The sequence below is a fragment of the Rhodoferax sp. RT5P35 genome (genome assembly GCF_056521385.1).
Genome location: NZ_JBWMAX010000011.1, coordinates 166,525 through 179,013 on the forward strand (window position 1 = coordinate 166,525; position 12,489 = coordinate 179,013).

Sequence of the window (12,489 nt, forward strand, 5' to 3'; positions counted from 1 at the left end):
GTGAGCGGTTTTGGTGGTTTGAACAAATCAAAAAATGGCGTGGTTATGGGTCTGGTGCAGTTGCAACTGCCGGTGGTGGTAACCCCGGCGGACCTGGCCGCGCAAACCCAGCGCATCTGCGACCTGGTGGCCAAGGCGCGCCGCAACCAGGGCACGATGGACCTGGTGGTGTTTCCCGAATACGCGCTGCACGGCCTGAGCATGGACACCAACCCCGCCATCCTGTGCACGCTGGACGGCCCCGAAGTGGCGGCCTTCAAAAAAGCCTGTGTGGACCACCGTATCTGGGGCTGCTTTTCCATCATGGAGCTGAACCCCGGCGGTAACCCTTACAACAGCGGCCTGGTCATCGACGACACCGGCACCATCCGCCTGTACTACCGCAAGCTGCACCCCTGGGTGCCGGTTGAGCCCTGGGAGCCCGGCAATTTAGGCATACCGGTGTGCGACGGACCCAACGGCAGCCGCCTGGCCCTCATCATCTGCCACGACGGCATGTTCCCCGAAATGGCGCGCGAGGCTGCGTACAAGGGGGCTGACATCATTCTGCGCACGGCGGGCTACACCGCACCCATCCGACATGCCTGGAAGATCACCAACCAGGCCAACGCCTTCTGCAACCTGGCCTACACCGCCAGCGTCTGCATGTGCGGCAGCGATGGCACGTTCGACTCCATGGGCGAGGGCATGTTCTGCCATTTCGATGGCACGGTGATGGTGCAGGGCGGTGGCCGCCCCGACGAAATCATCACCGCCGAGCTGCGACCCGACCTGGTGCGCGAGGCCCGCATGGGCTGGGGTGTGGAAAACAATATGTACCAGCTCTACCACCGCGGCTACGTGGCGGTCAAAGGCGGTGCGCAGGACTTCCCCTACACCTACATGCAGGACATGGCGGCGGGCCAGTACAAGCTGCCCTGGGAGGTGGCGGTGACCGATGGCACGCCCTGCGGCTTCGACGCGCCCACGCGTGCCTACAAGGGGCCGGAGGCCAATCCTTACCCCGCGCCTTCGCCCACCCCTTGCTCCACTCGGTTGGCAGAATGAGCATGCAAACCGCCCCCCGCTGCGTCCAGGCCAACCCTTACGCCTGGCCCTATAACGGCGCGCTGCGACCTGACAACACGGCCTTCATCGTCATCGACATGCAGACCGACTTCTGCGGCGTGGGTGGCTATGTGGACGTGATGGGTTACGACATCGCCCTGACCCGCGCGCCCATCGCCCCGATTGCCGCTGTGCTGGCCCGCCTGCGCCCCTTGGGTTTCCACATCATCCACACCCGCGAAGGGCACCGGCCCGACCTGGCCGACCTGCCCGCCAACAAGCGCTGGCGCTCGCGGCAGATTGGCGCGGGCGGAGTCGGCATTGGCGACCCCGGCCCCTGTGGGCGCATCCTGGTGCGCGGCGAACCGGGTTGGCAGATCATTCCCGAGCTGGCCCCGCTGCCGGGCGAGGTGGTGATCGACAAGCCCGGCAAAGGTTCTTTCTACGCTACCGACCTGGACATGGTGCTGCGCCTGCGCGGCGTGCAAAACCTCATTCTTGCGGGCATCACCACCGACGTGTGCGTGCACACCACGATGCGCGATGCCAACGACCGGGGCTACGAGTGCCTGCTGCTGTCCGATTGCACGGCGGCCACCGACCCGGCTAACCACCAGGCTGCGCTGAACATGGTGACCATGCAGGGCGGCGTGTTCGGTGCACATGCCACGTCTGCCGCGTTGCTGGCCGTTGTCTAACCCAAGGAACCCCATGGCCTCCGACACCACCCCCATCGGCGGGCTTCCCCCAGGCACCGGCGCGCTGGCGCTGGACACCTATTTGCTGACTAAGCGCTTCGGCAGCTTCACCGCCATGGACAGCGTCACCATGCGGGTCGAACCCGGCACGGTGCATGCCCTGCTGGGCGAAAACGGCGCGGGCAAGAGCACCCTGGTGAAATGCGTGGCGGGCTTCCAGCGGGCGGACGAGGGCAGCATCCTGATCGACGGGCGCGAGCAGAACATTGCCAACCCCATCGTGGCGCGCAGCCTTGGCATCGGCATGGTCTACCAGCACTTCACGCTGGCACCGGGGATGACGGTGGCCGAGAACCTGCTGCTGGCCGGTGGCACCCTGCCTGCGTTGATCGACTGGACCGCCAAGCGCGCCGAGCTCAAGGCCTTTCTGGCCACCACGCCTTTCAGCCTGGACCTGGATGCCCGCCCCGCCGAGTTGGCGGCGGGCGAAAAACAGAAGCTGGAACTGCTAAAGCAGCTCTACCTGAAACCCCGCCTGCTGATCCTGGACGAGCCCACCTCGGTGCTCACCCCGCAGGAGGCCGACGAGGTGCTGGGCCATGTGCGTGCCTTCGCCCAGAGCGGCCAGTGCAGCGTGCTCATCATCACCCACAAATTCCGCGAGGTGCTGGCCTATGCCGATGGTGTGACCGTGCTGCGCCGCGGCAAGGCGGTGCACCACGACCGGGTGGCCGGTGCTGCGCCGCAGGAACTCACCCGCACCCTGGCCCAGGCGATGATGGGCGAGAGTTCAGAGTCAAATAGTGCTCTAGCGCAGGAAGCAACCGCACAATTTGCTACACAAAGTATAGCAAATGAAAATTCGATCGCCCTGCAGGTAGACAACCTGAAAGCCCAGGGCGACCGCGGCACCTTGGCCCTGCACGGCCTGACCCTGCAGGTGCGCAAGGGCGAAATCCTGGGCGTGGCCGGTGTTTCGGGCAACGGCCAGCGCGAGCTGGTGGAGGCTCTGGTCGGCCAACGCGCGCGCCTCAGCGGTCGGGTGCAGGTGATGGGTGAAGACTACGCCGCCCGCCGCGCCGACAACCGCCGCCTCAAGGTGCGCAGCCTGCCCGAAGAACCCTTGCGCAATGCCTGCGTGGGCGATCTGTCGGTGGCCGAGAACATGGCACTGCGCGACTTTGATGAGCCGCCGCTGAATGTGGGCGGTCTGCTGCGCTTTTCCACCTGGCGCAGCCGGGCCCGCGACTGGATCCAGGAGTACGGCGTGAAGACGCAAGGCGAAGGCGCGCCCATCCGCAGTCTGTCGGGCGGCAACGTGCAGCGCGCCGTGCTGGCCCGCGAGCTGGCGGGCGAGATCAATGTGCTGATTGCGGCCAACCCGGTGTTCGGCCTGGACTTTGCCGCTGTGGCCGAGATCCACAGCCGCATCCTGGGTGTGCGCGACCGCGGCGGCGCGGTGCTGCTGATCAGCGAAGACCTGGACGAGCTGCTGGAGCTGGCCGACCGCATCGTGGTCATGAGCGAAGGCCGCATCGTGTTTGAAACCCCGGCTGCTACCGCCGAGCGCCACGTGTTGGGCGCACATATGGGTGGTGGACACGACGACCACAAGGAGGCTGCATGAACATCCCCGCCCTGCCGTTCGACTACCCGCTGCACCTGTCCCACGCCGCCTTGGTCATCATCGACATGCAGCGCGACTTCATCGAACCCGGCGGCTTTGGGGACACCCTGGGCAACAACGTGGCCCTGCTGGAGGCCATCGTGCCCGCCTGCCAGGCCATGCTGCTGGCGTGGCGCACCGCAGGGGGCCTGGTGGTGCACACCCGCGAGGCGCACAAACCCGACCTGTCCGACTGCCCCCCGGCCAAGTTGAACCGGGGCAACCCGGCGCTGCGCATTGGCGATGTGGGCGCGATGGGGCGCATTTTGGTGGCGGGCGAGCCGGGCAACCAGATCATCCCGGCACTGGCCCCGGTGGACGGGGAGATCGTCATCGACAAGCCCGGTAAGGGCATGTTTTACGCCACCGGCCTGCACGAGATGCTGCAGCAGCGCGGCATCCAGCAACTGCTGTTCATGGGCGTGACCACCGAGGTCTGCGTGCAGACCAGCATGCGCGAGGCCAACGACCGCGGTTATGACGGCCTGCTGCTGGAAGACTGCACCGAGAGCTACTTCCCCGCGTTCAAGGCCGCCACGCTGCAGATGGTGCGCGCCCAGGGCGGCATCGTCGGCTGGACGGCACCCAGCACGGCGGTGCTGCAGGTATTGGCTGCTGTCTGAATCCGCCACCTTGCAACTGCTAAAGTTTGCCCCGTGCAATCTTTGACTCCCACCCCCACCCCCCCTGCAGAACCCGCCGTACACCGCTCGCGCGCCGACGAGGTATATGCCCAGCTCAAGCGCGACGTGGGTGAATTCACCCTGGTCCCCGGCGACCGCTTTACCGAAAACGAAATCAGCGAGCGCCTGGGCGTGTCGCGCACCCCTGTGCGGCAGGCGCTGATCCGGCTGCAGCAAGAGGGCTATGTGGAGGTGCTGTTTCGCAGCGGCTGGCGCGTGCTGCCGTTCAACTTCGAGCAGTTCGAGCAGCTCTACGACCTGCGCATGGTGCTGGAAACCACCGCCGCCCACCGCCTGTGCGAAGGCGGCGCAGGTGCGGGGGCACCGCACATCCAGATCGACCACAGCTTGCTGGACGCGCTGGTGGCCATCTGGCTGGTGCCGGTGGCCCAGCGCAGTACCGACGGCATCGCCGTGGCCCGCTGGGACGAGGAATTCCATTGCGCCCTGGTGCGCGCCGCGGGCAATACCGAAATGGCCCGGGTGCACAGCGACGTGACCGAGCGCATCCGCATCATCCGGCGGCTCGATTTCACCAAGCAGGCGCGCATCACTGCCACCTACGAGGAGCACGCCAAGATCCTCAAAGCCATCCGCAGCCACCGCGGCGACCAGGCCGCCATGCTGCTGCGCGCCCACATCCAAAGCAGCCAGGCCGAGGTCCGCAAGATCACGCTGCACCAGGTGCATGTGGCGCGGCAGGCGGCAGCGTCTTAGCCTGAAAGTCAGGTCGTGGGCGTGCGCAGTTCGCGGCGCAAAATCTTGCCCACATTGGACTTCGGCAAGTCCTTGCGGAACTCGATGCTCTTGGGCATTTTGTAGCCGGTGAGGTTCTGTTTGCAGAAGGCCAGCACATCGGCTTCGGTCAGGGCCGGGTCACTTTTGACGATGAACACCTTGATGGCTTCGCCCTGCTTTTCGTCGGGCACGCCAATGGCTGCGCACTCCACCACGCCGGGGCAGAGCGAAATCACGTTTTCCAGCTCGTTGGGGAACACGTTGAAGCCGCTGACCAAGATCATGTCTTTCTTGCGGTCCACGATGCGGGTGTAGCCGCGCTCGTCCATCAGGCCGATGTCGCCGGTGCGCAGGTAGCCGTCGGCGGTGAAGGCGCGGGCGTTTTCCTCGGGCTGTTGGTAGTAGCCGGTGGTGACGTTGGGGCCCTTGATGCAGATTTCGCCTGCCGCACCCAGCGGCAGGTCGTTGCCGTCGTCGTCCTTGATGGTCAGGTCGATGCTGGGCAGGGGCAGGCCGATGGTGCCGGTGAAGCTTTTGCTCAGCACCGGGTTGTTGGTGCCCACGGCGCAGGTCTCGCTCATGCCCCAGCCTTCCACCATGGGGCTGCCGGTGACCTCCAGCCAGCGCTGGGCCGTGCCCTCGGAGGCCGCCATGCCGCCTGCCTGGGTCACGCACAGGTGAGAGAAGTCGATGCTTTTGAACGTGGGCTGCAGCAGCAAGGCGTTGAACAAGGTGTTGACCGCGGGCAGGATGTGGAAGGGCCGTTTTTTCAGCGTGGCGATGAAGGTTTTGAAGTCGCGTGGGTTGGGCACCAGGGTGATGTGGGCCCCCAGGCGCACGCACATCAGGCAGGTGGTCAGGGCGTAGATGTGGTACAGCGGCAGGGCGGCCACCATGTTGACGTTGCGGGCTGCACCCACGCGCGCCAGCGCCGGGGTGAACCAGGCTTCGGTCTGCAGCGCGGCGGCCACGATGTTGCGGTGGGTCAGCACCGCGCCCTTGGACAGGCCGGTGGTGCCGCCGGTGTACTGCAAGAAGGCGATGGAATCCATGGTGCACTGGTGCGGCTGCAGCGCGCGGCCCCGGCCATCGGCCAGCGCCCGGTTGAAGGGGGTGACGCGCAGGGTGCCGTTGCGCGGCAACTGGTAGGCGGGCACCATTTTCTTGACCCGGCGCACCATGAAATTGACCACCCGGCCGTACACCGCGCCCAGCAGGTCGCCCATGTGGGCCATCACCACGTGCTCGATCTGCGTGCGGCCCACCACCTCTTGCAGGGTGCGGGCAAAGTTCTCCAGGATCACGATGGCGGTGGCCCCCGAGTCCTTGAGCTGGTGCTCCAGCTCGCGCGGGGTGTACAGCGGGTTCACGTTGACGCAGGTGTAGCCAGCGCGCAGCACGGCGGCCATGGTGACCGCGAACTGCGGAATATTCGGCAGCATGATGGCCACCCGCGCACCGGGTTTGAGCCCCTGGGCCTGCAGCCAGGCACCCAGCGCGCCCGACAGCTGGTCCAGCTCGCGGTACGACATCCAGCGCTCCATGCACACCGAGAAGGGGTGGTCGGCGTGCCGGGTCAACGACTCGTCCAGCAGTTGGGTCAGCGAACTATAGGGTGTGACATCGATTTCGTGCGCCACATCCGCGGGGTAACTCTTCAACCAGACCTTGTCCATGCAATGCTCCTTGTAGGGGCGATTCTGGTGGACGTGGCGAGGGGAGCGTTACCGGGCAAGCCCCTAGCTTTGGTCGCTTGGGAGACAAGCGGAAATTTATATAAAATAGGCCACTAGCGCAGATTCCACCTGCGCTAGCAGCTCATTTTTTGATAGCGTTTGGCTTTATTTGCCCCAAATGGCCTTGTACTGGGCGCGGTACCCGTTGTCGGGGTCAAAGATGTTTTTCGGTCCGCCGTCCTTGCCCACGTTTTCGGGCGTGACCAGATGCACCTTGGGTGAATAGCCAGACCACGGGGCCTTGGCCATGGCGCGGTTCAGCTCGTCCACCAGTTGCCAGCCCTGCATGTTCAGCGGCTCGGGCACGGTTCCGGCCTGGTAGCGCTTGGTGCGGATGCGCTGGTAGGCGGCCTCGGAGCCGTCGCCAGCCGACACGGCCTTGGGCGCGCCGTCGCCTTTTTTGCCACCAGCCTGCAGTGTGGGGCCCATGAAGTCGAAGTACAGGTCGTTGATGGCCAGCGAGTGCGTCCACTTGTCGCCAAAGCGCTGCAGCAGCGAGGTGGTGAGCTGGGGCATGCGGGTGGAGCTCTCGGAGATGGGGCTGTCTTCAAAGCTCAGCACCGTGCAGCCGCCGCATTTCTTGATGACGGCTTCCATGGCGCGGGCCTTGAACAGGGCGATGGCGTACTGCGAATCCGTGAAGATCACCACACCGGCCTTGCCGTTGGAGTCGGCCACTACCCAGGAGGCGGCGGTTTCGGACACGTCGGCGGGCAGGGTGGTGACGTTGGCAAACAGGCCTGCGCCGGGGTTGGGGCCGGGTTGCTCGCCCGAGTGCCAGCCCACCAGCGGAATGCCGGCCTTGGCGGCGGCCTCAAAGGCCACTTTCTGCTCGGAGGTGTCAAAGCCGCCGACCACGATGCCCGCGGGTTTGAGCGCCAGCGCCTGGTTCAGCGCGGCGGTGCGGCCACTCACCGAGCCCTGGCCGTCAATGACGCGCACCGTCCAGCCAATCACCTTGCCGGCTTCTTCCACGCCTTGCGAGGTGCCCAGGTGGCCGCCGTTCTTCAGGTCGCCTGCTACGTAGACAATGGTTTTGCCGGCCGCGGCTTTGGGGCCGGTGGTGGGGCCGTCCCATTTGTCGGCAGGGGCGGTGGCGGTGACGACGCGTGCTTTGGCTGCGTCCAGAAAGTCGTCGGCCAAGGCGTGGCCCGCCAGGCCGATGGTGGCGGCGGCCAGAACCACGGCGCGCAGTTGAGAGGGGAATTTAGTCATGTTTGTCTCCTGGTGGTTTTAATGTGAACTGACTTTGAAGACCGTACCGTCGGATGACGGCCCGGTGGGGGCAACCGCCATATGCAGCTCGGCAATACGGCGTTTGATGGATTGGCCACGCTTGCGCTGCGCGTAGCCTGCGATACCGATGGAGACCAGCAAGGTCAGCCCGTTGAACAGCGGCTCGACGAAGAAGGCCCCGCCAAACTGCTGGATACCGGAGATGCCGACCGCCAAAATGGCCACACCCACCAGGCTGCCCCAGACGTTGACACGCCCGGGCCGGATGGTGGTGGATCCTAAGAATGCCCCTACCAGTGCGGGCAACAGAAACTCCAGCCCTACACCGGCCTGGCCGATCTGCAGGCGCGATGCCAGCACCACCCCGGCAAATGCCGACAAGGTGCCCGACGCGACAAACGCGCCCATCACGCATTTCTCCAGCGCAATGCCGTTGAGCACGGCGGCCTTGGGATTGGAGCCAATCACATACAGGGCGCGGCCAATCGGCGTGTGCTCGCTCACCAGCCACAGCACCACCGCAATCAGTAGCACGTAGAAGGCGGTGATGGGCAGGCCCAGAAAATCCGAACCCGCGATATTCAAAAAGCCGTCGGGCAGCTCGCCGATGACCTGGCGGCCCCCGCTGTGCCACAGCGCCACCGCGTACAGCACGGTGCCGGTGCCCAGGGTGGCGATGAAGGAGTCGATCTGCGCCTGCTCCACCAGGATGCCGTTGAGCAGGCCAAACAGCGCGCCGCACAGCAGCACCACCAGTACCGCCGCAGGCCAGGGCAGGCCAAACTTGGTCTGCAGGCTGATGGCCAGGATGTGCCAAAGCACGATGCCGTAGCCCACGGTGAGGTCGATCTTGCCGGTCATCATCGGAATGGTGGCGGCCAGTGCCAGGATGGCGATGACCGACTTGTCGCTGAGGATGGAGCGCAGGTTGAACAGCGTGGGAAAGCTGTCGGGCAGCAGCACCGAAAACAGCAGGATCAGCCCCAGCGTCAGCGCGGGCAGGCCGTACACCGGGATGAGCTGGGCGATGCCTGCCAGCAGGCCCTTGTGCTGGCCGTCGAAGGATGGGTCCGGCTCCAGTGCCGTGGCTTTGATGGAATTGCTCATGGTGTGTTTGTCTCCTTAGGATTTTTTAAGTACTGTGTTCGGTGTTTTGCTGGCCGGAAGCCGCCACCAGCAGCCCGGCCACGCTGAGCGCGTCGCCCGTGAGCTCGGTGGCCACCTGGCCGTCACGGAAGACCAGGGCGCGGGTGCAGACGTTGGCCACTTCCTCGAAGTCGGTAGACACCACCAGCACGCACACACCGGCATTGGCCTGGGTCCGCAGAATCTCGTAGATTTGCCGCTTGGCCCCCACGTCCACCCCGGCGGTGGGTTCCTCCAAAATGAGTAGCGGCAATTGCAGATTGATCCAGCGCGCCAGCACCACCTTTTGCTGGTTACCACCGCTGAGGTTTTGCACATCGGCCTGGGGCGCGGGCGGGTTCACGTCAAACTGCTGGATCAGCGTGCGGGCCTGCATTTCTTCGACCTTGCCGCGCAGCCGTGTCAGTAGCGCGCCCAGCACCAGGGCGGGGTTGGGGAACAGGTTCTCCTGCACGCTCATATTGGGGCCCAGGTTTTCTTCCAGCCGGTCTGCCGCTACCAGGCCCACGCCCAGGGCGATGGCGTGCGCCGGGTTGCGCGGGGCGATGGTTTTGCCGTTCAGTTGCATGTGGCCTTGGGACACCTCTGCCAGGCCAAACAGCGCGCGGCTGATGGCCTCGTGGCCCGCGCCGCGCAGGCCGATCAGCCCCAGCACCTCGCCCTTGCGGGCGCTGAACGACACCGGGCCTGCGTTGGCCGAATACACCCGGTCCAGTGACAACACCACCTCCTGGCTGCGGGCATCGGCCTTGGCCATGCTGCCCGCAAATTTGCGGCCCACGATCAGTTCCACCAGCGCGGTGTCGGTGGTCTCGGCGGTGGTGCGGGTGCCCACCAGCTTGCCGTCGCGCATCACGGCGGCGCGGTCCGAGATGTCCATGATCTCGTCCAACCGGTGCGACACGTAGATCATCGCCACGCCCTGGCTTTTGAGCTGGCGCAGCAGGGTGAACATGCGTTGCACGTCGGCCATGGGCAGGCTGGCCGTGGGTTCGTCCAGCACCAGCACCTTGGCCTGCGTGTCCAGCGCACGGCCAATGGCCAGCAGGGATTTTTCGGCCCGGGTCAGGGTGAAGACGCGGCGGCGCGGGTCGATGTCGCAGCCTACATGGCCCAGCACGCGGGCGGCGTTGACGTTGGCCTGCTTCCAGTCGATGAAGCCGTGGCGCTTGGGAAAGCCCATACCCAGGGCCACGTTCTCGGCTACCGTCATCCACTCCACCAGGCCCAGGTCCTGGTGGATGAAGGCGATGCCTTGTTTGTCTTTGGGCCGGGCACGCCAGGTGGCTTCGGGCTCGCCCTGCAGGGCGATGCTGCCGGTGTCCTGCGCATACACGCCCGCCAGAATCTTGATCAGCGTGGACTTGCCTGCGCCGTTTTCGCCCAGCAGCGCCAGGATTTCGCCCTGGAACAGGTCCAGCGACACGCCATCCACCGCCTGGGTGCCGCCAAAGCGTTTGCCCAGGTTTTGGATGCTGACGACGGGGGCGGTCATAGCACCTCCCGACGAGCCGTCTCTAGGGAGGTGGCGCCCCCTTTGGGGGGCAGCGACGACACGCAGTGCGGAGCGTGGGGGCTCATAACAGCACCACGCGGGATACGTCGGGTTCGCGCTGGGTGGCGATGAAGCGGTCGAACTGCAGCGTCTCCATGTTGAAGTAGCCCAGCTTGTCGTTGTCCTGGCTCACAAAGGCCAGCGGTTTGGTGGGGTGGTAGCTGAGTGCAATCGCGCGGGCTTCCATGGGGATGTGGGCTAGTTCTTTGAGGGTCACCGGGTCCACCACGCTCAGGGAGCGCTCGCCGTAGTTGGTGACGACCAAACGGCCATCGCGGTACAGGTACAACCGGGTGGCATCGTCGCGGCTGGGTGCCGTGCGCAGCACCTGCATGGTGGCGGTGTCGATGGCGGCCAGGGTGTTGCTCCAGCGGCAGGTGACAAACAGGGTTTTCTCGTCGGTGCTGAGGGCATAGCCCTCGGGCTTTTCGCCGGGGGCGCAGGCCTGGGGGGCGAAGGTCGCGTCATACGGTTTGATCTTGGTCACGGTGTGCGACAGCAGGTTCATCGCGTAGGCGGTCTGCCCATCTCGGGTCAACGCGAACAGGTGCGACTTGATGCCGCCGGTGGGCACGGCGCGGCGGGGTGCGGTATCGGTGGCGGGGTGGTCCAGCACCACCAGTTGGGCGCGGTCCTCGCTCAGCGCGTACAGCCGGTCCTGGTCGTCCATCTGCATGCCGTGCAGGCGGTTGAACGGGGCGATGTCGATGGTGCGCGCCAGGCTGCGTTGGGCAATGTCGATCTGGAAGATGCTGGTGCCGCCTGCGCCTAAGTGGCCCGAGGTCTCTACGCCGTAGTGGCCGATGTAGGCATAGCGCTGTGCCGCGTCCACCACAAATTCATGCGGAAACTCGGGCAAGCGCACGCTGTGCATGCGTATGCCGCTCTCAATATCGTAGTAGCTGAAACAGTGGCTGCACTTTTCCACCAGCAGCAGGATTTCCTGGCTCATGGCGTTCCTTTCGTGTTGAGCGTGATGCGGTACAGCGAGGTGCTGGCCGCGATGAAAAGCTGGTTGCCGTGTGGCCCGCCGAAGCACAGGTTGCCCACCTTCTCTGGCACGGCGATCTTGCCCAGCAGCGTGCCGTCGGCGTGGTAGACCTGCACGCTGTCGGCGCTGCTGGTGTAGATCCAGCCCTGGGTGTCGACGCGAAAGCCGTCCGACAGGCCGGGGCTGACCTCGGCGAAGACACGGGGGTTATGCAAGCTGTTGTCGGCAGCTACGTCAAACACGGCGATGTGGTGGTGGCCGCCGCCGTCGGTGCGCAGCGCTGCCGAGGTGTCGCTGACATACAGCAGCGATTCGTCGGGCGAAAACGCCAGGCCGTTGGGCTCCTGCACCCAGGCGCTGGCGGCGGTGAGCACGCCGGTAGCGGGGTTGAAGCAAAACACGTGGTTGGCCGCCTGCTCGGGCGTGGCCTGGTGGCCCTCGCGGTTGCTCAGGATGCCGTAGGGCGGGTCGCTGAACCAGATGCTGCCGTCGCGCTTGACGACGATGTCGTTGGGCGAATTCAGGCGCTTGCCCTGGTAGCGGTCTACCACCACAGCATCGGGTGTGTCGGCCAGGATGCGACCCTGGCGCAGGGGGGTGCGCACAATGGCGCGCAGGCCGTGCGAGCAGTGCAGCAGGTCTCCGTTGCGGTCACGGATGTGGCCATTGGTGAACTCCACGTTGTTGCGCCATACGGCCATGCCGTCGGCGGCAGACCAGCGCAGCATGCGGTTGTTGGGTATGTCGCTCCACAGCACGCAGTTGTCTTCCTGCAACCACACCGGGCCTTCGCTCCAGATCGCGCCGGTGCACAGGCGCTCCAGTTGGGCACCTTGCACCACGGGGGTGAGTCGGGAGTCGAAAATCTCCATCATCATCAAACCCCGATATAGGCAGTCTTCACCGTAGTGAAGAACTCCTGCGCATAGCGGCCCTGCTCGCGCGAGCCATAGCTGCTGCCCTTGCGCCCACCAAACGGCACGTGGTAGTCCA

At 65.3% G+C, this 12,489-nt stretch carries 11 protein-coding genes; 5 read left to right on the forward strand and 6 right to left on the reverse strand.

Translation table 11 applies throughout. The annotated features are described in order from the left end of the window. Genes AC097L_RS17865 through AC097L_RS17885 form a run of 5 tightly spaced genes read left to right on the forward strand, consistent with a single transcriptional unit; the run spans position 1 to position 4,811 of the window. A complete protein-coding gene (locus tag AC097L_RS17865) occupies positions 1-1,047 on the forward strand; it encodes a formamidase (RefSeq protein WP_479587886.1) in 1,047 nt (348 codons plus the stop codon). Between the two features lie 2 nt (positions 1,048-1,049). Beyond that, on the forward strand, positions 1,050-1,745 hold the full coding sequence (gene biuH, locus AC097L_RS17870) for a biuret amidohydrolase (protein ID WP_479587887.1): 696 nt from the start codon (positions 1,050-1,052) through the stop codon (positions 1,743-1,745). 13 nt (positions 1,746-1,758) lie between these two features. Beyond that, entirely contained in the window at positions 1,759-3,372 is a 1,614-nt protein-coding gene (locus AC097L_RS17875; protein WP_479587888.1) for an ABC transporter ATP-binding protein, read from the forward strand. Beyond that, complete coding sequence (locus tag AC097L_RS17880; RefSeq protein WP_479587889.1) at positions 3,369-4,034, forward strand: cysteine hydrolase family protein; 666 nt, start codon at positions 3,369-3,371, stop codon at positions 4,032-4,034. Before AC097L_RS17875 ends, AC097L_RS17880 begins: the two co-directional genes overlap by 4 nt. 33 nt (positions 4,035-4,067) lie before the next feature. Beyond that, positions 4,068-4,811, forward strand: a complete 744-nt coding sequence (locus AC097L_RS17885; RefSeq protein WP_479587890.1) for a GntR family transcriptional regulator — start codon at positions 4,068-4,070, stop codon at positions 4,809-4,811. A gap of 8 nt (positions 4,812-4,819) precedes the next feature. Here AC097L_RS17885 and AC097L_RS17890 read toward each other — a convergent pair whose 3' ends face one another. From AC097L_RS17890 to AC097L_RS17915, 6 genes are all read right to left on the reverse strand, one after another. Further along, positions 4,820-6,508 (reverse strand): AMP-binding protein, encoded by a 1,689-nt coding sequence (locus tag AC097L_RS17890; protein WP_479587891.1) that lies wholly within the window; start codon positions 6,506-6,508, stop codon positions 4,820-4,822. A gap of 165 nt (positions 6,509-6,673) precedes the next feature. Beyond that, the gene (locus AC097L_RS17895; protein ID WP_479587892.1) at positions 6,674-7,783 is read right to left on the reverse strand and encodes an ABC transporter substrate-binding protein; all 1,110 of its coding nucleotides are present in this window, start codon (positions 7,781-7,783) and stop codon (positions 6,674-6,676) included. Positions 7,784-7,801: 18 nt separating this feature from the next. Further along, a complete protein-coding gene (locus AC097L_RS17900; protein ID WP_479587893.1) occupies positions 7,802-8,911 on the reverse strand; it encodes an ABC transporter permease in 1,110 nt (369 codons plus the stop codon). 25 nt (positions 8,912-8,936) lie between these two features. Next, positions 8,937-10,445, reverse strand: a complete 1,509-nt coding sequence (locus tag AC097L_RS17905) for a sugar ABC transporter ATP-binding protein (protein WP_479587894.1) — start codon at positions 10,443-10,445, stop codon at positions 8,937-8,939. 82 nt (positions 10,446-10,527) lie between these two features. Further along, complete coding sequence (locus AC097L_RS17910; RefSeq protein ID WP_479587895.1) at positions 10,528-11,457, reverse strand: YncE family protein; 930 nt, start codon at positions 11,455-11,457, stop codon at positions 10,528-10,530. Further along, positions 11,454-12,374 (reverse strand): SMP-30/gluconolactonase/LRE family protein, encoded by a 921-nt coding sequence (locus tag AC097L_RS17915; protein ID WP_479587896.1) that lies wholly within the window; start codon positions 12,372-12,374, stop codon positions 11,454-11,456. The genes AC097L_RS17910 and AC097L_RS17915 overlap by 4 nt, the downstream gene beginning before the upstream one ends. Positions 12,375-12,489 lie beyond the last annotated feature (115 nt).